Origin of the sequence: Mesorhizobium sp. L-8-3, assembly GCF_016756615.1 — a bacterium.
GTDB lineage: Bacteria > Pseudomonadota > Alphaproteobacteria > Rhizobiales > Rhizobiaceae.
The window spans coordinates 1,588,367-1,609,976 of sequence record NZ_AP023262.1 but is presented as its reverse complement, the minus strand read 5'-3'; the positions used below and the strand labels follow the sequence as shown (position 1 = coordinate 1,609,976).

The following is a 21,610-nucleotide window of genomic DNA, read 5'->3' as shown; positions in this document are numbered from 1 at the left end:
GGTCAGTCTTTCTCGGCCACAAGGCGGGACCGCGCCTCGGCGGCTAGGTCGGCACGGCGCACTTTTAGCGACGGCGTGCGCGGGAAAGCTTCGAACAGCAGCAGGAACTCCGGCCACTGATAGCGTGGCAGGCCAGCTCTCTGCAGATGCGCGCGAATTTCCTCTAGATCGAGCGCATGGCCGGGCTTCAGCCGCGCGCAGGCGCAGACCCGCTCGCCCAGCCGGTCGTCCGGGACGCCGACGACGGAGAGTTCCGCGATCGCCGGATGCGTGCCCAGCGCCAGTTCGATCTCCGCCGGCTGGATCATGATGCCACCGCGCCGGATCATCTCGGACGCGCGCGCGACGAAGGTCAGGAAGCCGCCCCCGTCGAGCCGGCCGCGGTCGCCGGTCGCGAACCAGCCCTCCGGATCGATTGCCCGCGCCGTGAGATCGGGTCGCGCCTGATATCGCCGCAGGCGGTTGGGCCCCCGCAGGAAGACGTTGCCGACCTCGCCCGGCCCAACCGGCCGGCCATGTTCGTCGAGCACTTTCATCTCGGTTCCCGGCAGCGTGCGGCCGTCCGAGCCGAACAGGCCGGAGTCGGCGTCGCCGGGTGCGCACGTGCAATGTCCCATCGATTCCGACATGCCGTACATCGGGAGCGGCACGCCGCAGAACAGGCCTGCCGCCTTGCGCCGCTGATCGGCGCTTGCGCCCGCCAGGATCGCGCGGCTGAGCGAGCTGAGATCGAAGCTGTCGAGGTCGTCCCGGATCAGCGCGTCGTAGCAGTGTGTCGGCATCAGCAGCGTGTAGGTGATGCGTTCGCGCTCGATGATGGAGAGGCAGGTTTCGACATCCCATTTGCGCATGAGCACGGTGGAAGCCCCGGCGAGGAAGGCCAGCATCGCGCCCAGCACGGTGCCGCCGACGAAGCCGAACTCCAGGGCGACGAGCACCCGGTCCGAAGGGCCGACCTTGTGGAACCTGGCCAGTGCCTCGGCCGCGAAGCGCAGCGAATTCCCGCTGTGGACGACGCCCTTCGGCGCCCCGGTCGAACCCGAGGAGTAGAGCACGATCGCGTCCGCGTCGGGCGACGGCGGATTTGCGGCCAGGGGCGCAGCGGCGAGACAGTTCGTCCACGGACGAACTTTGGCATGATCGCCCGCGCTATCGGCATCCACGACGAAGGCCGCTTTCACCGTTGGCGAATTGGCGAGCACGTGCGTGATCGTCGGGCCGGTGTTGTCCTCAAGCAGGATCAGCGCCTCCGCCGCAGCGCTGTCGGCCACGGCGCAGATCTGCGCGGGCGAGAACATCGGCGGCAGCGGAATCGAGACGAAGCCTTGGGAATAGCAGGCAAGCAGCGAGGCAAAGGCATCGATCGAATTGCGCGCTTGGACGATGACGGCGGCACCCGGCCGGACGCCTGCCGCAGCAAGGCCTCCGGCTATGCGCTGCGCACGCGCCAGGAGTTCGGGCAATGTCAGGACATGGTCGCCTTCCCGCACCGTGGCGGCTCGGCCCGGCCCCTGCGCGGCGGAGACAAAGCTCGCCCACAATGGTTCGGAACGCCATGAGCCCTCCGCGTACCAGTCGGGCTCGCCTGAGAGTTCGGTCGTGTCGGCCTGCGTGGTCATCGCTGCGCCTCTCGCTACAATATCTCGAACAGACCGGCAGCCCCCATTCCGCCGCCGATGCACATGGTGACGACGCCGTAGCGCGCCCCGCGGCGCTTGCCTTCGATCAGCACATGACCCGCCATCCGGGCGCCGCTCATGCCGTACGGATGGCCGATCGAGATCGCGCCGCCGTCGACATTGAGCAGTTCGTCGGGAATGCCGAGCCGGTCGCGACAGTAGAGGACCTGCACCGCAAACGCCTCGTTCAGCTCCCAGATGCCGATGTCATCGATCGTCAGGCCATGCCGTTCGAGCAGGCGCGGTACGGCGAAGACCGGCCCGATGCCCATCTCGTCCGGCTCGCAGCCGGCGACCGCCAGACCGCGGAAGACGCCGAGCGGCTCGGCGCCGCGGCGCTCCGCCTCCGCCTCGCTCATCAGCACGCAGGCGCTGGCGCCGTCCGACAGCTGGCTGGCATTGCCCGCCGTGATGGTGCCGTCCTGGCGCACCGTCTTGAGCCCGGCAAGGCTCTCGGCCGTGGTGTCAGGGCGGTTGCCTTCATCCTTCGACAGAACGGTCTCGCGCTGGCTCACGGCTCCTGTCGCCTTGTCGGCGACCGACATCGTCGCCTGCATCGGGACAATCTCGGCGTCGAAACGGCCAGCCGCCTGCGCATCGGCCGTGCGCTTCTGGCTGGCGAGGCTGTAGGCGTCCTGTCGTTCGCGCGAGATCCCGTAGCGCGCCGCGACGGTCTCGGCGGTGTCGATCATTTGCATGTAGAGCGCGGGCTTGTCGCGCAGGATGTCCTCATCATTCCAGCGGAAGAGATTGTAGTGCTCGTTCTGCACCAGGCTGATCGATTCCACGCCGCCGGCGACCGCGATGGGAACGCCGTCGAGCGCAATGGCACGCGCGGCGTTTGCGATCGCCTGCAGCCCCGACCCGCACTGGCGATCGACGGTCGTACCGGCCACCTGGACCGGCCATCCCGCCCGGATCAATGCCTGCCGGGCGACGTTGAAGCCGCTGGTACCCTGCTGCTGCGCACAGCCGAGGACGACGTCCTCCACCTCGTCCGGCGCTATCCCCGCGCGTTGGATTGCATGGCCGATCGCATGCGCCGCAAGCGAGGGCGCTGAGGTAGCGTTGAAGGCTCCGCGATAGGCGCGGCCGATAGGAGTGCGGGCGGTGGATACGATGACGGCGGCTGGCATGATTCAAGTCCCTTAGTTGCGCCCGTCGAGACGGGTCTGTTCCCAGGCCATGTCCGCCGCCTGCGCGGCGAGCTTGCCGACCTCGAGCGCATTGGCGTTCGAGGCGGTCCCCTGAAGCGCCCTGCTGTAGACGCCCTGCAGGATGGCCGCCGTGCGAAACAGCGAGAAGGCCAGATAGTAGTGCCAATGGTCGATGCCCTTGCGCCCAGCCGCGGCACAATAGGTGGCGACATAGTCGGCTTCGCTCGGGATGCCCGTCGCCACATAGTCCAGGTCGCGCAGGCCGCCGATACCGGGGAAATCCGGATCGACGCGGTACGGCAGGCAATTGTAGGCTAGGTCGGGCAGCGGGTGGCCGATCGTCGCCAGTTCCCAGTCGAGCACCGCCAGCACCTTGGGCTCGGTTGGGTGCAGGATCATGTTCTCCAGCCGGAAGTCGCCATGCGCGATCGCCGCCTCGTCGCCTTCGGGGATGTTGCGGGCGAGCCACGGCATCACCTTGTCCATCGAGGCGATCTCGTGGGTCCGCGTCACCTCGTACTGCTTGGTCCAGCGCGCGACCTGGCGGGAGACGTAACCGGTCGGTTTGCCGAAGCCCTCGAGGCCGACGGCCCGCCAGTCGACCGTGTGCAGTCTGGCCAGGGTCTCGGCCTGGACGTCGTAGACGGCGCGGCGTTGGCCCGGCGACAGACCGGGCAGCGTCAGGTCGCGGATCACCCGGCCTTCGATGCCTTCCATCACGTAGAAGGGTGTGCCTATGACGGACGCGTCCTCGCACAGGACGATCATGCGCGGCACGGGAACGTCCGTTCCGGCCAGCGCCTTCATCACCTGGTACTCGCGCTCGACCTGGTGCGCCGATGGCAGCAGCACGCCCGGCGGCTTCTTGCGCAGCACCCAGACGCGGTCATCCGACTGGATCAGGAAGGTCGGATTCGACTGGCCGCCGCGAAACTGTGTGACGCTCGCTGCGCCCTGCTGTTGGGGAATGTGCGGCGCCAGGTAGTCGAGCAGACGCGCGACCTCGAACTCATGGCCGCTGCGGATTGGAGTCGTTTCGTCGGCGAGGCTCATCTTGCGTGCCGCCCGTTCACCACGGCTTTGCCGGAAGGTCACGCCCGAGTTCCATTTTGGCGATCGCGGCGAGATGCACCTCGTCCGGACCGTCGGTCAGCCGGACCGCGCGGGCAAACGTCCACGCGTCGGCGAGACCGAAATCCTCGCTGACGCCGGCGGCGCCATGCACCTGTATCGCGCGGTCGAGCACGCGGAAGGCCATGTTCGGCGCCGCGACCTTGATCTGGGCGATCTCGCTGCGGGCGGCCTTGTTGCCAACCTTGTCCATCATGTTCGCCGCGTGCAGCGTGAGCAGACGCACCTGGTCGATCTCGATGCGCGACAGGCCGATCGCCTCGCGCACCATTCCCTGGTCCGCCAGCGGCTTGCCGAAGGCGACACGCTGGCGGGCGCGGGCGATCATTGATTCGAGTCCCCGCTCGGCCACGCCGATCATCCGCATGCAGTGGTGGATGCGGCCGGGGCCGAGACGGCCCTGCGCGATTTCGAAGCCCCGTCCCTCGCCGAGCAGCATGTTCCCGACAGGCACCCGCACGTCCTTGTACTCGATCTCGAAATGGCCGCAGGGAATGTGCTCGTATCCGAACACTTTCAGCGAGCGGATCAGGCGCACGCCCGGAGTGTCCTTCGGCACCAGGATCACGGAATGCTGCTGGTGGCGCGCGGCGTCCGGGTTGGACTTGCACATGACGATGAGGATCTTGGTGCGGTTGTCGCCGGCGCCGGACGTCCACCACTTGCGCCCGTTGAGCACGTAGTGATCGCCATCGCGAACGCAGGAAAGGCTGATGTTCGTGGCGTCGGAAGACGCGACGGCGGGCTCGGTCATCGAGAAGGCGGAACGAATCTCGCCGTCCAGCAGCGGCTTGAGCCACCGCTCCTTGTGCTCGTCCGTGCCGTAGCGCTCCAGCACTTCCATGTTGCCGGTGTCAGGCGCCGAGCAGTTGAAGACCTCCGGGCCGATGTAGGAACGCCCCATGATCTCGCACAGCGGCGCATATTCCAGGTTGGTCAGGCCGGCGCCGTCATGGCTCTCCGGCAGGAACAGGTTCCACAACCCTTCTTCCTTCGCGCGCCGCTTGAGCTCGTCCATGATGGCGGGACTGTCCCAGCGGTCCGCGAGTTCCGCCTGCTGCGCCTTGTAGACGCTCTCGGCCGGATAGACGTGCTCCTCCATAAACGCCTTGACGCGCCTTTGCAGGTCTAGGGACCGTTCGGAGAACTCGAACATCGACTGGGCCTCCCCCGTAATCGCAACCAATGATCGGGGAGATTCCTACGCAATAAAAAGGCAACCGTCTAGTCGGTTGTTTATAATTTATGTCAGATGGCCGTCAGTCCGCCGTCGCTGACCAGCTCACTGCCGGTGACGAAACCGGACAGTGAAGACAGCAGGAAGACCGCCGCGCCCGCCACTTCTGACGTCAGCGCCAGCCGGCGCATGGGGTTGCGGGCCGCCGCGACGCTCTCCGCCGTCAGGGCCGGGTTTCTGATGTCTGCAACGATCGTGTCGGCCATGTTGCCGGCCATCAGGCTGGGGTGAAGCGAGTTGCACCGGATCACCGGGTCGAAGCGGGCTCCGTGCAAGGCGACCGATTTGGACAGGATCCTGACGGCACCCTTCGACGCCGTGTAGGCGATGTGGTCGGCACTTCCGACCAGCCCGCCCGTCGAACTGACATTGACGATCGACGCGGCGGTGCTCTTGCGCAGGAGCGGCCAGGCCAGCTTGCAGCCGAGAAACAGGCCGTCGACATTGACCGACATCACATTGCGGAACGCGGCAAGGTCCGTCGTCTCGACATTGCCGACATGAATGATGCCGGCATTGTTGACGAGTCCGTCGAGCCGGCCGTGCCGCCTGTCGATCTCAGCGCATACCTCGCTCCAGCTGGCTTCGGACGTGACGTCGTGCGCGGCGTCGATCGAGCCGTCCGGTTTGAGATCGGTGGCGAACGGCGTCCCACCCTGTTCCCGCACCGCCGCCACGATCGCGCTGCCCAGGGCGCCCGAGGCGCCTGTCACGAGTACGATCTTGTCCTTGAGCAGCATGCTAGTGTTCCGACTCCAACGCTTGGTTCCTGCTCTTGGCGGCGTCAAGAGCAGCGCGGGCGCGGTGGACTTTGGCGAGGATGACATCGGCGCTCTTGGTCCACACGAAGGGCTTCGGGTCGGCGTTGTGCGCGTCGAGATAGTCGCAGATAGCGGTCTCGAGCTGGGCGACGCTCGTGAAGACGCCGCGCCGGATGCGCTTCCTCGTGATCTCGGCGAAGAAGCGCTCCACCTGGTTGAGCCAGGACGACGACGTGGGGATGAAGTGCAGCTTGAAGCGCGGATGCTTGGCGAGCCAGTCCTTCACCGCCTGGGTCTTGTGGGTGGAGTAGTTGTCGACGATCAGGTGCACGTCCAAGGACTTGGGTGTGTTGCGGTCGATGGTTCTCAGGAAACGGATGAACTCCTTGGCCCGATGCTTGGGCTGGCATTCTCCGATCACCGCGCCAGTCTTCACGTCGAGCGCGGCGAACAGCGTGGTCGTGCCGTGGCGCTTGTAGTCGTGGGTCATCGTGCCGGCGCGGCCTTTCTTCATCGGCAGGCCGGGCTGGGTGCGGTCGAGCGCCTGGATCTGGCTCTTCTCGTCCACGCAGAACACCAGCGCCTTGTCCGGCGGGTTGAGATAGAGGCCGACGACGTCGGTCACCTTTTCGGCGAACTTCGGATCATTCGACAGCTTGAACGTGGTCACCAGGTGCGGCTTCAAGCCCGCCTCCGCCCAGATGCGCTGCACGCTCCTGTGGCTGATGCCGACCGTCCTGGCCATCGTCCGCGCGCTCCAGTGCGTGCCGCCGCCCGGCGGCCGCTCCTGCGCCGTCTTGGTCAGCACGGCGAGCTTCACCTCCGCCGAGAGCGGCTTCTTGCGCGCCGGCCGCGTCTTGTCGCGCAACAGCCCGTCGACGCCGGCCTCGATGTAACGCTCTTGCCAGCGCCACACGGCGGGCTTCGACTTCCCCGTGCGCCGCATGATCGCCATCGTGCCGAGCCCGTCCGCCGTCGCCAGCACGATCTCGGCCCGCCAGGCCGCCTTGCGCGACGTGTTGCGATTCGCCACAAGCCGCTCGAGCCGAGCCCGGTCCGCCGGGCTCACGTAAATGCAGATGTCGTTCCTCATGGCCGCACACTGACTGATTTGCGGCCCGAAGGGAATCATTTGTTAGCGCCTGAACACTAGCGCTGCACCGCGATGCCGCGCGCGAAGATCTCGAAGCACTGCCTCGCCACGAGTTCCGGATCGGGGTCCCGCGACGGCCGATACCACTGGTAAGCCCAGTTGCAGATGCCGAAGAAGCACAGGGCGGTCAGCCGCACATCACCGCGAACAAGCACACCGGCGTCCATTCCATCGGACAGGACCTTCATCACGAGTGCGGTATAGTCCTGCCTTTCCTTGCGGATCTTGGCCTGCTGTTCCTCGCTCATTTCGCGCTGATGCTCGAAGAACGAGCGCACCGTGCCCGGGGAGTCCCGCATCTGGGTGAATATGTCCTCGTAAACGCCCCGCAGGATCGCCAGGCAGTCCTGCCCCTCGCGCACGCGTTCGGCCATGTTCTCGCGCATGCGCACGATCATGGACTCCTGCATGTTGAACAGGATCTCGTCCTTGCCCGTGACATAGTGGTAGAGTGTCGGCTTCTTCAGGCCGGCCGCTTCCGCGATCATCTCCATGTTGACGCCGTGATAGCCGACCCGGTCGAAAAGATGCGCTGCTTCGCGCACGATGTCGCTCCGCCTCTGGCGGGTGAGTTCGATGTCGACCTTGGGCCCACGTTTTCGCGGCGCCGGCTTTTCGGTCATCATCGTCCCGTCCCGATCTTGGCTTGAATCGTTCACCGACACTGCCTTCCCTTCTTTTCACCCCGACAGATAACAGGGAAATTATAAACCGTCCAGAAAGTCGAATTAATCCGGGCGTGTCTCCGTACGTATCATTGCCGTCCTGCGCACTTGACAACGAGTCTCTTTGTCGGCATTCATAGACCGACTAGTCAGTCGATCATATAACTCCGCCTAATTCGGACCCTCGAAGCAGGCGCCAAGGAACGCACAGGAGAGGAAAATGAACCAGATTGTTACCGAGGATGTCGTCCAGTATGAGGTGAAAGGTCCTGTCGCCACGATCTGGATCAACCGCCCGCATGTGAAGAATTGCGTGAGCCCCCGCGTGCTCGACCTGCTTGGCGAGTTCGGCCGCCGGGCCGAAGCGGACAAGAGCGTCAGGGTCGTCGTCTTCCGCGGACGCGGCAACACCTTTTGCGCTGGTGCCGACCTGGGCCAGCTGGTCGGCCCCGCCCTGCACACCACCGTCGACTCGCTCGATCTCGCGCAGCAGTCGGCCCGCACTTACAATCACTTCTTCAACATGAAGAAGCCGACCATCGCCGCGGTCGAGGGCTACGCCGTCGCCGGCGGATTCGAGCTTATGATCTCGTGCGATTTCGCACTTGCCACCACCACGGCGCGCATCGGCGATTTCCATATTCGCCGTGCGCTGTTCGGCGGCGCCGGCCCGATCTATCGCCTGCCGCGCTATATCGGTCTGCGCAAGTCCAAGGAGCTGATGCTGACCGGCAAGCTGCTCAGCGGAACCGAGGCGATCGAATGGGGCCTGGTCAACGATGTTTCGGAGCCGGATCAATTCGACGCGCTGATCGAGAAGTTCTGCGAACCGCTGATCGACAAGAGCCCGTTCTGCATGTGGATGACCAAGGAAGCGATCAACCGCGGCCTCGACGCCGATACGGAATCGCTGATTACGCTCGAGACCATGACCTGCAACGTCGTCCACCAGTCGGCGGACGCCAAGGAAGGCGTGAGCGCGTTCCTGGAGAAGCGTCAGCCGACGTGGATCGGCAGGTAGAACCCTTCCTCCCGTAGGCCCCGCGCCATATCTGCGCGGGGCCGCTTTTTCGAGGAACGGCAATGGCGGACGGTGACGAATTCAGGCCCGGCTTCTTGGCGGGCCTTGCCTCGCTGAAGGGGCGCACGGCGCTCATCCTTGGCGGACACGGAGAACTTGCCCGCGCGATGGCGGCGGCGCTTGCGGACCAGGGTGCCAGCATCGTCCTGGCGGCCCGCAAACTGAACCAGTGCCAGGCTCTGGCGGACGACATCGCGGCGACGTTCGGAGTCGAGACCGTCGCGCTCGCCTGCGACATCTCCGACGAAGCGCAGGTCAAGGCCGCGGTCGCGGCGGTGCAGGAGCGCTTCGGACGGCTGGACATCCTGGTCAACAATGCCGGCGCCTCATGGTCCGGCGCACCCGAGACGATTCCGCTCTCCGGCTGGAACAAAATCGTCGACGTGAACCTGACCGGCGCCTTCATCGCGGCCCGCGAGGCAGCCAGGCTGATGATCCAGCAGGGCAAGGGCGCGATCATCTTTGTCGCCTCGACCGGGGGACTGACATCATTCACGCCCGAGCGGGCCCAGATCGTGCCCTACACGACGACAAAGGCGGCGCTCATCCACCTGACGCGGGACCTCGCCGCGCAATGGGCGCACCGCGGCATACGCGTTAACGCCATCGCGCCGGGCCAGATGCGCTCGGGTCTGACGTTGACCGTGCCGGACGACATCGTGGAGCAGATGCGCACCGACATTCCGATGAAGCGGCTGGGCGATCCGAGCGAGCTCGCCGCCGCGGTGGCCTTCCTGGCCTCGGATGGCGCAAGCTACGTGACTGGCCAGACGCTCGTCATCGACGGCGGCCTGACACTCACCTGAACAGGTCGGCCACCCGCCGGCGGAACATGACCGGGAGGGATCATGAACTACGACCGATACGAGGCCATCGAAGTGAGCCGCGAAGGGCGCAAGCTGACCCTGACACTGAGCAATCCCGCAGCGCTCAACGCAGTCACCGCCAGGATGCATGCCGAGTTGTCGACCATTTTCATCGATGTCGGCCAGGACGACGAGACCGATGTCGTGGTGCTGACCGGCGCCGGCAAGGCCTTCTGCGCCGGAGGCGACATCAACTGGATGCAGACACTGCTCGACACGCCGGGCGGCATGGCCGGCATCGGCATAGAGGGCCGGCGGATCATCCATTCGCTGCTCGATCTCGACAAGCCCATCATCTGCCGGATGAACGGCGACGCGATCGGCCTCGGTGCGACCCTTGCCCTGTTCTGCGACGTGGTGATCGCCGACAGGAATGCACGCATCGGCGACCCGCACGTCCGCGTCGGACTGGTGGCCGGCGATGGCGGCGCGGTAATCTGGCCTCAACTCGTCGGCTATTCCCGCGCCAAGCAGTTTCTCATGACCGGCGACCTGATCGGCGCCGAGCGGGCGGAGGCGATCGGCCTCGTCAACATCGTCGTGCCGTCCGACAAGCTCGACGAGGAAGTGGCCCGCTTCGCGGATAAGCTTCTCCGTGGCGCGCAGCACGCGATCCGCTGGACGAAGATGTCGGTCAACATCGGTCTCAGGCAGCTCGCCGATTCCGTCCTCGAAGCTTCACTCGGCTATGAGGTCGCCTCCAGCATGCTGCCCGACCATCGCGAGGCGGTCGCCGCCTTCCGCGAGGGGCGGCGTCCTGCCTTTGGTCGCCGATAGATCCTCAGTTCGCCAGTCGCTCGAGGTGCCTGTGGCGGTCGCCGCCCTCCTGGCGCAGCGCCCACAGGCGCCTGTACCAGTGGCTCACGACCAACTCGTCGGTCATGCCGATGCCGCCGTGTATCTGGATCGCTTCGTTGCCGACCCGATGCGCCGCGTCGCAGGCAGTGATCATGGCCGCCGACACCGTGCGCGCACGCCCTGGTTCGCCTGAAGCGCAGGCCAGCGCCGCCGCCGCTGCCAGCGAGCGGGCCTCCTCGCAGGCGATCCACATATCGGCCATGCGGTGCTGGATCGCCTGGAAGCTGCCGATCGCCACGCCGAACTGTTTGCGGGTGCGGGCATAGTCGACGGTCGCGGCGATCAGGGCATCCATCAGGCCGACCATCTCGGCAATCTGCGCCGCCGTGGCGAGGTCGGCGGCGCGTTCCAGCGCAGGGAGCACGGGAGCGTTCTGCAGACGCGACGCAGAGGGCACTGCACAACCCGACAGCACGATGTCGACCGCCGGCATAGCGTCGATCCGCGGCCGTGGCGATCGCGTGACCCCATCGCTCCTCGGATCGACAAGAAACAGGGCCGGTTCGCCGTCGACGATGGCGCTGACGACAAGCACATCCGCCTCGGCCCCGAACGGCACCATCGGCTTGACGCCGTCCAGCAGGTAGGAGCCGTCTTTGGCGACGGCCGTCATCGTGATTGCCGCCCGATCGTAGCGCGCCGCAGCTTCCAAGTCAGCGACGGCAGCGACGGCTTGTCCCTCGGCAATGCGTTGCAGCAGGGGCGCCGCTAAGTCGGAAGGAGCCGCTTCGGCGATGAGTGCCGCGGCGTGAATCGAACTTGCAACGATCGGTTCGGGCGCAAGGGACGGAGCCAGCGCCGCCAGTGCGACCATCGCCTCGACCGCTCCTCCGATGCCCCCCATTTCCTCCGGAATGGCGAGCGACAGGACGCCGAGTTCGCCCAGCCGGCGCAGCCGCGCACGGTCGAATGCCAGCCGGTGCGGCGACGGGCCGATACCATATTCCTGCTCGGCGAAGCGCTTGACCGACCCGCCGAAAATGTCCTGTTCGCTCGAGATCAGACCCTGCACGTCGTCATACTCCCAGCAGGCTGCGGCCGATGATGCCGCGCTGGACCTCGTTAGAGCCGCCATAGATGGTAGCCGCCCGTGCCGCGAGCAGCCGCGCGACCACCCCGTTGCGTCTCACCTCCGCCGGGTCGGCGTCGCCCGCCTTCATATGCGGGTCGTAGCGCGGGCCGGCGGGGCCCAGCACGTCCATCGCAAATTCGGTCAATGCCTGTTCCAGTTCGGAGCCGCGTATCTTCAGCATACTGACGGAAGCCGGCGTCGGGCCGCCGTCGGCGGTGCGCACGATGCGCAGCGCCGTCCACTCCAGCGCCATCAGCCGCGCTTCGAGTTCGGCCAGTCGCTCGCGCACCCAGGTCCTGCCGGACAGCGGCGCACCGCTTTCGCGCAGATGGTCGAGCCCCTCGCGGATCAGCCGCAGCGTGCGTTTCTGCTTGCCGATCTCGGCCACCAGCAACCGCTCGTTGCCGAGCAGGAATTTCGCGATTGTCCAGCCGGCATTCTCCTCGCCGACGCGGTCCGCGACAGGCACGCGCACCTCCTCGAAAATGACTTCGTTCAGGTGATGGCGTCCCTCCATCGACACGATTGGCCGCACGGTGACGCCCGGCGCCTTCATGTCGATCAGCAGGAAGGAGATACCCGCCTGAGGCTTGCCTTCGGCCCGCGTGCGCACGAGGCAGAAGATACGGTCGGCCCAATGCGCCATCGTCGTCCAGATCTTGCGCCCGTTGACGACATAGTGGTCGCCGTCGCGCACCGCGCGGGTCTTCAGGGAGGCGAGATCGGAGCCCGCATCGGGTTCGGAATAGCCCTGGCACCAGAAGGTGCTGGCGTCGAGGATACCGGGAAGGTAGCGCCGCTTCTGCTCCTCATTGCCGAATTCGCACAGCACCGGCCCGAGATAGTTGACGCCGAAGGGTAGCAGCCAGGGCGCCCCGGCCAGCGAGCATTCCTCGTCGAAGAGATAGGACTGGAGCGCGCTCCAACCCTTGCCGCCGTGGGATTTCGGCCAGGCACCGCACAGCAAACCGCCCGCCGCGAGTGTCTGCTGCCAGCCGACATAGTCGGCGCGATCGAGATCGACGCCCGCCTCGACCCTTTCCTTGAGCGAACGGGGCAGAGCCCGCGCGCAGAAATCGCTCACGCTTGCGCGGAACGCCTCTTCATCGTCTGTCAGTGGAAAGCGCACTCCGTCCTCCCGTCGCAGCACCTCGATCCTATTCGAATAATATTCAACCGTCCAGTCGGTTGCATTATCTTTACGAGTGACGGATTTGTCCCTAAGAGTATTCGACACGGCAGCGGCAAAGGCGCAAAGAGACCGTGGGCGAGGAAACCATCCGGAGCATTGCGTGGCGGACGACACCGGCAACCTGACAAAAGACCGTGCGGCGCTCGGCAAGCTGACCGACGCCTCGAGCGCGCTGCGCCCGTTTCTGCGGGACGGCATGTGCATCGGACTCGGCGGCTTCGGCCTGGATCGCAAGCCGATGGCGCTGGTGCGCGAAATCGCCGCCTCGCCGGTGCGCGGGCTGACGCTCGAAACCTTCGCCGGTGGGCTGGACGTCGAAGTACTGCTGGCGGCCGGCAAGGTGGCGCGGATCTGCGCTTGTCATGTCGGGCTCGACCATTTCGGCCTTGCGCCCCTGTTCCGGACGGCGCGGCAATCCGGCGGCGTCGACTTCGAGGAATGGTCGGAGTGGACGCAGCTCGCGGCCTGGCGTGCCGCCGCCGAAAAGGCCCCCTATGCAGTCGTTCCCCTGGATCCGGCGACCGACCTGCTCAGGGTCAATCCCCATATTGCCCCCGCCCCCGCCCTTTTCGGCACGGAACAGGCCTTCGCCGTCCGCGCACCGGCCTTCGATCTCGCCATCCTGCATGCCGAAGCGGTCCATCCCGAAGGCTGGGCGATCGCCGAAGGCGACATCTATCTCGATCCCATCCTCGCGCGGGCGGCGAAACGGGTTGTCGTATCCGCCGAACGGTTGATCGACGACGCGGAACTTGAACGTCGCCATCGCGACGTGCACCTGATCGGCGCGGTCGTCGACGCGGTCGTCCTCGCGCCCGGAGGCGCGCTGCCGGGAAGCTGCCTGCCGAACTACATGCTCGATTTTCCGACAATGCGACGCTACGTCGAAGCATCCGCCGCCGGCGCAAGCGCGGCCGATTTGTCGGCCATCGCCTTGTCCCGGCTCGAACGTGCGGGAGATGAACCATGAGCCGCGCCGACCGCCTGTCCTGGACGATCGCCCGTCACGCCAGGCACCTTCCGGCAGGGACCGCATTCACGGCCTCCTCGTCGGCGACGCTCGGCGTGCGTCTCGCCCAGCAGCTTCTGGGCTGCCGCCTCAGCCTGTGGGGGCATGGCGGCGCCTACGACCCGGCAGGCATTCTGTCCCTGAATGCCCGCCCCTGGCTGTTCAACAAGAGGCCCCACGCCCGCGTGACGCTTCCCGGCGTGTTCGACACGCAGTCCGAACCGCATGCGCTCCTCGCCACGCCGGCGCAGGTCGACGGCCGGGCCAACGCCAATCTTTCCGGCCTCGGCGATCCATCCCTGCCAAAGGTGGCTTTCGGCGGCACCCGCGGCTTGCCTGACGCGCGTGCGGTCCATTTCGTCCTGCCGGTCCATTCGGCGCGGCAGTTGGTCGAGAAGGTCGATTTCGTCTCAACCTGCGCGGCTACCCGCGACACGCCCTCGCTCCTGTTCACCGAACTCTGCGTGATGCGCTGGTCGCACGAAGCCGGCGCCTGGACGCTGGAAGAGATCGCAGCTGAGATCGATATCGACGGCCTGCGCGAAAGAACCGGTTTCGACTTCATCGTCTCGGACGGACTGATGCCGATCGAGGACATGCCCGACGCGGCGCGCGCGCTTCTACCCGACATTGACCCGCTTGGCCTGCGCGACCTCGATTTCATCAGCGACCGCCCCCAGTTGCTCGACGCATTCCAGCGCATCTACGAGGCCGAAGCCGATCTGGTCGGCCGCGATCGCGTACCGCGCTGATATCGCCTCAGGAGAGGACACGATGGACGATCTCAATCGGATGCTGGCCGAGCGCGCCTGCGAGAAGCTGACCTATTCATACGCAAACCTGCTCGACGCCTACGAGCACGAGAGCTTCCTCGCAATGTGGACGGAAGATGCCGTGCTCAACATGCTCGGCCGCGCTTATGAGGGGCCAAAGAGCATTCTCGCCTGGCTCGAGGCGCGCGAGCAGGATCTGGTCTGCCGGCATCTGGTGACCAATGTCATCGTCCAGGCGCTCGACGAGGGGAGGGCGACCGGCTTCTGCTACACGATCGCCTACCGCGCCCGCGGCTGGCGTGACCGCGAGCCTGGCCCGCTGGAAGCCCCTCCGTTCCTCGTCCAGTACCAATCCGAATTCCGCAGGCATCCCGTCCGGGGCTGGCTCTTTTCCCGGCGCGACGTCTCCGCCGCTCTCGTCGGTGCCGAGCAGCTGGCCGCGCTGCAGGCCGGCCATGGTCTGCAAGCGCACAGGACGAAGACTTGAGGTCAGACGGCGGTGAAGCCGCCGTCGATGACCAGTTCAGTCCCGTTGACATAGCTTGCGGCATCGGAGGCGAGGAACAGGATGCCGGCTGCGATTTCCTCCGGCTCGGCCAGCCGCCCCTGCGGCACGGTGCTACGACGTGCGTTGCGCGCCTCCTCGCCGGTCTGCTTCGACAGCGGCGTGTCAACGAAGCCGGGATGGATCGAATTGGCCCGCACCGGCTTGCCGGCTGCCGCGCATTCGATCGCGGTCGCTTTCGTCAGCAGGTGCACGCCGGCCTTGGCAGCGCTGTAGGGTCCGGAGCCGACGCCGGCCACCAGGCCGCGGATCGAGGACATGTTGACGATCGAACCCTTGCCCGACTTCTCGAGCAGCGGCATGGCGTTACGGGTTCCGAGAAAGACGCTGTCGAGGTTGATCGCGATCACCCTGCGCCATTGTTCGAAACTCGTGTCGAACAGGCTGCGCAACTCGCCCCAGCCGGCATTGTTCACCAGCACGTCGAGCTTGCCGAACGCGCTCTCGACCTCGCTCAGCGCGGCGATCCAGTCCGCCTCGGAGGTCACGTCGAGCCGTATCCCGCAGTGGCCGCTTCCGGCCAGGGCATCGACGGTGTCCTTCAACGCAGCCTCGTCGATGTCGCACAGCACGACGGTCGCGCCCTCGCTTGCGAAAGCGCGCGCTGTGGCGGCGCCAATCCCCTTTGCGGCGCCCGTCACGAGCACGATCCGGCCACCAAACCGCCCACACGGCATGATCTCGTCACCGGCCATTCACGTCGCCCGTGGCAAGCGCCAGCAGATCCACCGGCGTCGGGTTTCGGCGCTCCAGCATGTCTTCCATGCGGACGCGGATTGCGCAGTCAAACGCCGTTGTCGTGACCAGATAGAACTGCCGACGGATCATCGCCTCGATGACCATCGCGGCGACGGCATCGGGATCGAGCCCTCTGGCGGTGACGGCGTCGGACGCCGCCTGCATCGCCGCGATCTCGTCCGACCGCTCGCTCTTCGGCCGTAAGCCGGCCGGGCGATTACGCTCCGACGTGCCGATAGCGGTTCTGACCACACCGGGACAGAGCGCGGTCACGCCGATGGGCGAGCCCTCCTCCGCCAGCGATGAATACAGGGCCTCCGTCGCCCGCAACGCGGCGTGCTTCGACGCCCCGTAGACCGGCGAACCGGCCCCGCCATAGAGCCCGGCCACCGAGATCGTGTTGACGATGTGGCCCCACCCGCCCGCCGCACGCATGCGCGGCACGAAGCTGCGGATGCCGTGGACGACGCCCATCAGGTTGACGTCGATTGCCCACCGCCAGTCCTCGACCGAGAACTCCCACACAGGCCGATAGCGGCCCGCCGGAACGATGCCGGCATTGTTGCAGACGACATGTGCGGCGCCGAACGCGTCATAGGCGCGGACCGCGAGCGCTTCCACCGCCTCGCCGCTGGAGACGTCGGCCACCAGCGTCTCGACCTCGTTGCCGTCCGCACGCAGCTTTTCGGCCAGTGTTTCCAGGGGTGCTTTTTCGATGTCGGCCAGCACAAGCCGCATCCCTTCCCGGGCGAAGCGCAGAGCGAGCCCGCGCCCGATACCGCTGGCCGCACCGGTCACGACCGCGACCTTGCCTTGAAACTCTATCATCGCCGATCTCCTGAAGGCCGAGGCGTGGAGGCTTGCGCCTTAGTACCCGGCCGTGCGCATTGCGCGAAATGCGAATGTCGAGGCAAGTGCCAGTCCGCCGCTGTAGCCGCGGCGGAAAACGTTGCCGACATCCGCGCCCGCAACGTAGAGACCCCCGATCGGCTCGCCGAACGGATCGAGCACACGCGCCTTGGCGTCCGCCAGCAGGCCGCCGAAGGTGAAGGTGATCGCCGACACGACCTCCAGCACGTAGTAGGGCGCACGGTCGAGCGGACGGTCGTGCGCCTCGCGCGGCGGCACGGCGCGCTCGGGCTCGGCACTCATCTGCCGGTTGAAGGCGCTGAGCCCCGCGACGCAGGCCGCGCCGTCGAAGCCGAGCCTGTCGGCGATGCCGGCGATCTCCTCGAGCGTCACCGCCCTGCCGCCGCGCGCGCCGGCGTCGATGGCGATCTGGAAGCGGTCGAGCGGCTCCGCGCCCGCGACGGGCGGCACGACCGCATGATCATCCTGCACGCGCTGATCCCAGACCAACAGCGCGCTGGCGCCCGGCTGGCGCAGCGTCAGCTGCGAACTGGCGTGGTCGTCATCGCTTTCGTCGACGAAGCGTTTCCCGGCGCAGTTGAGCAGCACGCCGTGGATCGAATGGTACTGCGTGTATTTGACGAAATCGGAATCGGTTCGGAACGGCACCGGAGTTGCGACCAGATGGCCGTAATAGCCCGTATTGGGTCCGGCCCACGCGCCGCCGGCGGCGATGCCAAGCGACAGGCCGGCTCCGCTGCTCGTGAGGTTGGAGCGGAGGCCCATGACCCGCGCGGCCGGGTGTATGTGCCGGGCGCGCAGCTCCGGATCCCCCTGAAATCCGCCGGTCGCAATGAGAACGCTGGCGGCGCGCAGTTCGGTCTCGCCGTCGGCATGGACGGTAACGACGCCGGCAACGCCACCGTTTTCGCGAAGGATTTCGCGCGTGTCCGTGTCGCGCACGACGATGCCGCCGGCCGCCTCAACCTCGGTGACCGCCTTGCGCAGATGGTCCTGCATGTCGATCTGACAGCCGCGGCCGTAGAGCACCTTCTGGGGCGGCCGCATGGAGATGCCCCGCGCGCGCATCCAGGCAAGCACTTCCGGATATTCCTCGATGATCACGGCGTGAAGTCGCGGGTCCCCATCGTCGTGCAGGTTCATCTGCGCCAGCGACGTGGCGGTCCAGACGTAGCCGCCGGACAAGGCGGCCGAACCGCCGATGTCCGCCGCCTTCTCGATGACGACGACCTTCGCACCCTTGCCCGCAGCGCGGGCGGCAGCCGTCATGCCCGCCATCCCGCCGCCGACCACGACGAGGTCGCAGTCCAGGCATTCGCGCGTATTCAATGCGCTTCCTTTCCGATGTAGCCGCTGACCAGCGCAGCATTGGCCTCGTCACCCGTCGGCGGGCCGGAATAGACGACCCGGCCACGGTCGAGAATGATCATGCGGTCTGAATGGCGCACCGCATTCGTCGCCATCTGCTCCATCAGCAGGATGGTCACGCCCTTGCCGTGCAGTTCGGCCAGCTGCTCGTAGACCTGCTTGATCAGGATTGGAGCAAGACCCATGGAGGGCTCGTCGATGATCAGCGTCTGCGGCTCGGCCATCAGCGCCCGCCCGATGGCGAGCATCTGCTGCTCTCCGCCCGACAGCGTGGCGGCCGCGCGGCCGAGATCGTCGCGCACCGCCTTCGGCAGGCCCTCGGCCACGGCCTTCACGCGGGTGGCGATCTCCTCGCGCGAGGCACCCGCCGCATAGCCGCCCAGCAGCAGGTTCTCGCGCACCGACAGTTGCCCGAAGAGCCGGCGGCCCTCCGGGACCAGGCTGATGCGCTGTTCGCGCGCGCTGCCGTTGAGCGGCGCGCCATTGGCGGCGACCTTGCCGGCACTGGGATGGATCAAGCCTGACAGGATCATTGCCAGCGTCGACTTGCCGGCACCGTTCGCCCCGAGGACGGAGACGAAACTGCCCCTGCCGATGTCGACCGAAACCTTGTCGAGCGCCAACACGCCGCCGTAGCGGTGCAGTACGTCCTGCGCCGACAGGACCGGTAGCGCCGCAGGGACTTCGACGCGCGCGGCCTTGTCGAGGGGAACGCCCGCTGTCTCGGTCAGGCCGAAATAGGCTTCGCGCACCTTCGGATCGTTGCGGATGTCCTCCGGTTTGCCGCGCGCGATGACGCATCCGAAGTCGAGCACGACGATGTTGTCGGCCAAGTCAAAGATCTCGTGCACCGCGTGATCGATGATCAGGATCGTAAGCCCCGCTGCCTTCAGCTCGCGCAGCATCTGACGCAGCTTGGTGCTCTCTTCGGTGTCGAGGCCGGAGAACGGTTCGTCCATGGCGAGGAACCCGGCGCCACCGGCTATCGCACGCGCAATATCGGAGACTTTTTGGATGCCGAACGGCAACTCGCGCGGATAGCTGTCGGCGACCTGCTCAAGTCCGAGGCCGGAGATGATGCGCTCGGCGACCACGTCCGGATCGACGAGCTTCGCGCCCGCATTGCGCCGCGCCGACACCCCCTGTCTGGCGACGACGCGCAGCATGTCGCCGATGGTCAGTTCGGAGAAGAGTTCGGCGTGTTGGAAGGTGCGGCCGAAGCCGGCCTGCATCCGCTGCCACGGAGACAGCGCCAGGAGGTCGCTCTCCCCGAGCTTGATGCCGCGCACCGTCGTGGCGGTATAGAAACCCGAGAGCACGTTAAGCAAGGTGGTCTTGCCCGACCCGTTCGGGCCGATCAGACCGACGACGTTGCCGGACGGAACCTCAAGCGAGACGTCCTGCAGGGCCTTCACGCCGCCGAACTGCACGCTCAGGCCATCGACCGAAAGCGCCAGGCCCGAGACCGGAAGGACGTCCGCGACGAGCGCGGCCAGGTCGTGCGCCTGCCCGATCGACAGTTCGAGCTCCCGGTCGCCGCGGCGCTGGCGGGGGGCGATCATCTCGATCAGCGATGGCACGACGCCCCGGCGCAGGAAGAGGAGGACGCCCACCATGGTAATCCCATAGACGAAGGGGGCGACATTGTTGGTGCCGCGGGCGAATTCGGGAACCAGCACGATGAAGGCCGCGCCGAACACCGCCCCGATCAGCGAACCGGTACCGCCCACCACGGTCGAAACCAGCATCTGCACGCCGGCATTGAGCGAGAAGGCCTCTGGGTCGAGATAGCTCATCGCCACAGCCATCGACACACCCGAGACCGCCCCAAGCGCAGCGCTGATGGCGAAGGCGATGGCATTCTCGCGCGGCGGAACGAAGCCGACGGCCATCGCGGCGGTGCGCTGGCTCTTCACGGCCAGCCAGCGGCGTCCGATCGGGCCCTGGACTATCAGATCGACGGCGAAGAAGGCGAGCGTGGCGATGATGATGCAGAAGCCGGCAGCCTGGGACAGCCCGATATTGCCCTGATAAAGGATCGATGGGATGGGCGGCACAGCGATGCCCTGCTCACCCCCGGTGAACTGGTTCCAGTGGCCGATCAGTTCGAAGGCCGTCAGGCTTAGCGCCAGGGTCAAGAGCCCGAAATAAAGGACGGAGAAACGGCCCGCCGCCATGCCGAGCACGTATCCGACTGCACCGGCGACGATGATCGAGATGACGATGATCGCTTCCATCGGCACGCCTTCCATGCCGAGATTGACCGCCATATAGGCACCGATCGCGGTGAAGGCGGTGTGGCCGATCGGCCAGATGCCGCAGAAGCCGGCCAGCATCGACACTGCCATCGTCACGACGGCGAGATAACTGATCACGACGATGAGGAAGGTATAGTATTCGCCCGTGAGCTTCAGCGGGCCGGTCGCCGCCCAGGCGGCGATGCCGACGAGAAAGATCGCAGCGAGGCGCAGGAGCCGGCTCGACCTAGTCGCTTTGCCGGCCATCACACACGCTCCTTGCGCAGCACCCCCATGAAGCCGGCCGGCCGGATGAACAGCACGGCGACGATCACGGCGAACACGATCGTGTCGCGGTAGTTGGCCGAAATGTATGTGCCGGCCACGTTGTCGAGCACCCCGATGATGAAGCCGCCCAGCACCGCTCCCGGCATGCTGGTCATGCCGCCGAGGAAGACCCCGGCGAAGGCGCGGAACAGGGGGGCATGGGCGATATAGGGATTGAGCGAGGATTCGGCCGCCAGGAACAGCATGGCGATTGCGGCGAGTGCGCAGCCAAGGAACCAGGCGATCGTGGCGATCCGCCCCGTCTTGAAACCGAGCATGCGCGCGGCAAGCGGATCCTCCGCGCTGGCGCGCATGGCGATGCCGAACGGCATGTAGCCGAAAAACCAGGCGACGAAGCCCATCGCGATCAGCGCGACCACGGACGCCGCTATCTTGTTGAGCGAGATCGGGACGCTGAACACGTTGATCCAGCCGTCGACCAGCGGCGGGAAGGCACGCGCCTCATGGCCCCAGAATGCCCCCATGGCAGCCTGCAGTACGAGCCCCAGCCCGATCGTGACCACCAGCGCGACGAACAGAACATGATGCCCATGGCCGAGCGGCCTGATCAGCACGCGCTCCGACACCGTGCCGAGCACGCCGGCAACGACGATGGCGAGCAGGAAGGCCAGCGCTACCGGAACGCCGGCCGTGATGGCTGACAGCGCCACGAACACGGACACCGTGCCCATGTCGCCAATGGCAAAGTTCACCGTATCGGTAGAGCGAAAGATGATGACGATGCCGAGCGCAAGAAGCGCATAGGCCGAACCGTTCGCCATCCCCGACACGACTACAGAGATCAGGTCGCCCAAAGAACCCTCCAGGGAAATTGTCTCAGCCGGAGCTTATGTGGTGGTGACCGTACTGG

Annotated in this window: 20 protein-coding genes; 6 read left to right on the top strand and 14 right to left on the bottom strand. The window is 66.3% G+C overall.

Translation table 11 applies throughout. From position 1 onward, the window contains the following. Positions 1-2: 2 nt before the first annotated feature. The 7 genes from JN302_RS07475 to JN302_RS07445 all read right to left on the bottom strand — a co-directional run bounded on the left by JN302_RS07475 (position 3) and on the right by JN302_RS07445 (position 7,744). A complete protein-coding gene (locus tag JN302_RS07475; protein WP_202310936.1) occupies positions 3-1,619 on the bottom strand; it encodes a class I adenylate-forming enzyme family protein in 1,617 nt (538 codons plus the stop codon). Between the two features lie 14 nt (positions 1,620-1,633). Continuing rightward, positions 1,634-2,815, bottom strand: coding sequence for an acetyl-CoA C-acyltransferase (locus JN302_RS07470; protein ID WP_202310934.1), 1,182 nt, complete (start codon positions 2,813-2,815; stop codon positions 1,634-1,636). A 12-nt stretch (positions 2,816-2,827) separates the two neighbouring features. Continuing rightward, entirely contained in the window at positions 2,828-3,889 is a 1,062-nt protein-coding gene (locus JN302_RS07465) for a phosphotransferase (protein WP_202310932.1), read from the bottom strand. A gap of 16 nt (positions 3,890-3,905) precedes the next feature. Next, positions 3,906-5,123 (bottom strand): acyl-CoA dehydrogenase family protein, encoded by a 1,218-nt coding sequence (locus tag JN302_RS07460; RefSeq protein WP_202310930.1) that lies wholly within the window; start codon positions 5,121-5,123, stop codon positions 3,906-3,908. A gap of 92 nt (positions 5,124-5,215) precedes the next feature. Continuing rightward, positions 5,216-5,944: an SDR family oxidoreductase gene (locus JN302_RS07455; RefSeq protein WP_202310928.1), complete on the bottom strand. Its 729-nt coding sequence runs from the start codon at positions 5,942-5,944 to the stop codon at positions 5,216-5,218. Between the two features lies 1 nt (position 5,945). Further along, positions 5,946-7,058, bottom strand: a complete 1,113-nt coding sequence (locus tag JN302_RS07450) for an IS630 family transposase (protein WP_202332475.1) — start codon at positions 7,056-7,058, stop codon at positions 5,946-5,948. Between the two features lie 56 nt (positions 7,059-7,114). After that, positions 7,115-7,744: a TetR/AcrR family transcriptional regulator gene (locus tag JN302_RS07445; RefSeq protein ID WP_202310924.1), complete on the bottom strand. Its 630-nt coding sequence runs from the start codon at positions 7,742-7,744 to the stop codon at positions 7,115-7,117. Between the two features lie 259 nt (positions 7,745-8,003). Here JN302_RS07445 and JN302_RS07440 point away from each other — a divergent pair, with 259 nt between their 5' ends. The 3 genes from JN302_RS07440 (at position 8,004) to JN302_RS07430 (ending at position 10,507) form a co-directional block, all read left to right on the top strand. Further along, a complete protein-coding gene (locus tag JN302_RS07440; protein WP_202310922.1) occupies positions 8,004-8,804 on the top strand; it encodes an enoyl-CoA hydratase/isomerase family protein in 801 nt (266 codons plus the stop codon). 62 nt (positions 8,805-8,866) lie between these two features. Then, on the top strand, positions 8,867-9,670 hold the full coding sequence (locus tag JN302_RS07435; protein ID WP_202310920.1) for a glucose 1-dehydrogenase: 804 nt from the start codon (positions 8,867-8,869) through the stop codon (positions 9,668-9,670). 42 nt (positions 9,671-9,712) lie between these two features. Continuing rightward, positions 9,713-10,507 carry an enoyl-CoA hydratase/isomerase family protein gene (locus JN302_RS07430; protein ID WP_202310918.1) on the top strand — a complete coding sequence of 265 codons (795 nt, stop codon included), beginning with the start codon at positions 9,713-9,715 and terminating at the stop codon, positions 10,505-10,507. Positions 10,508-10,511: 4 nt separating this feature from the next. Here the strand turns inward: JN302_RS07430 and JN302_RS07425 are convergent, their stop codons facing one another. Together JN302_RS07425 and JN302_RS07420 are read right to left on the bottom strand one after the other, a co-directional pair. Then, the gene (locus JN302_RS07425; protein ID WP_202310916.1) at positions 10,512-11,600 is read right to left on the bottom strand and encodes an acyl-CoA dehydrogenase family protein; all 1,089 of its coding nucleotides are present in this window, start codon (positions 11,598-11,600) and stop codon (positions 10,512-10,514) included. A gap of 4 nt (positions 11,601-11,604) precedes the next feature. After that, the gene (locus tag JN302_RS07420; protein WP_202310915.1) at positions 11,605-12,789 is read right to left on the bottom strand and encodes an acyl-CoA dehydrogenase family protein; all 1,185 of its coding nucleotides are present in this window, start codon (positions 12,787-12,789) and stop codon (positions 11,605-11,607) included. 163 nt (positions 12,790-12,952) lie between these two features. Here JN302_RS07420 and JN302_RS07415 point away from each other — a divergent pair, with 163 nt between their 5' ends. From JN302_RS07415 to JN302_RS07405, 3 genes are read left to right on the top strand one after another with little or no spacing between them, the layout of a single operon-like run. After that, positions 12,953-13,822 carry a CoA transferase subunit A gene (locus tag JN302_RS07415; RefSeq protein WP_202310914.1) on the top strand — a complete coding sequence of 290 codons (870 nt, stop codon included), beginning with the start codon at positions 12,953-12,955 and terminating at the stop codon, positions 13,820-13,822. Then, positions 13,819-14,613 carry a hypothetical protein gene (locus tag JN302_RS07410; protein ID WP_202310913.1) on the top strand — a complete coding sequence of 265 codons (795 nt, stop codon included), beginning with the start codon at positions 13,819-13,821 and terminating at the stop codon, positions 14,611-14,613. The genes JN302_RS07415 and JN302_RS07410 overlap by 4 nt, the downstream gene beginning before the upstream one ends. 22 nt (positions 14,614-14,635) lie before the next feature. After that, positions 14,636-15,121 (top strand): nuclear transport factor 2 family protein, encoded by a 486-nt coding sequence (locus JN302_RS07405; RefSeq protein ID WP_202310912.1) that lies wholly within the window; start codon positions 14,636-14,638, stop codon positions 15,119-15,121. Positions 15,122-15,123: 2 nt separating this feature from the next. Here JN302_RS07405 and JN302_RS07400 read toward each other — a convergent pair whose 3' ends face one another. The 5 genes from JN302_RS07400 to JN302_RS07380 are packed head-to-tail and all read right to left on the bottom strand — an operon-like array spanning position 15,124 to position 21,554. Next, positions 15,124-15,894 (bottom strand): SDR family NAD(P)-dependent oxidoreductase, encoded by a 771-nt coding sequence (locus JN302_RS07400; protein WP_202310911.1) that lies wholly within the window; start codon positions 15,892-15,894, stop codon positions 15,124-15,126. Continuing rightward, positions 15,884-16,765, bottom strand: a complete 882-nt coding sequence (locus JN302_RS07395) for an SDR family NAD(P)-dependent oxidoreductase (RefSeq protein ID WP_202332474.1) — start codon at positions 16,763-16,765, stop codon at positions 15,884-15,886. The genes JN302_RS07400 and JN302_RS07395 overlap by 11 nt, the downstream gene beginning before the upstream one ends. Before the next feature lie 39 nt (positions 16,766-16,804). Continuing rightward, positions 16,805-18,136, bottom strand: coding sequence for an FAD-dependent oxidoreductase (locus JN302_RS07390; RefSeq protein ID WP_202332473.1), 1,332 nt, complete (start codon positions 18,134-18,136; stop codon positions 16,805-16,807). After that, the gene (locus tag JN302_RS07385; RefSeq protein ID WP_202332472.1) at positions 18,133-20,679 is read right to left on the bottom strand and encodes a branched-chain amino acid ABC transporter ATP-binding protein/permease; all 2,547 of its coding nucleotides are present in this window, start codon (positions 20,677-20,679) and stop codon (positions 18,133-18,135) included. The genes JN302_RS07390 and JN302_RS07385 overlap by 4 nt, the downstream gene beginning before the upstream one ends. Then, positions 20,679-21,554, bottom strand: coding sequence for a branched-chain amino acid ABC transporter permease (locus JN302_RS07380; protein WP_202310904.1), 876 nt, complete (start codon positions 21,552-21,554; stop codon positions 20,679-20,681). Before JN302_RS07380 ends, JN302_RS07385 begins: the two co-directional genes overlap by 1 nt. Positions 21,555-21,610 lie beyond the last annotated feature (56 nt).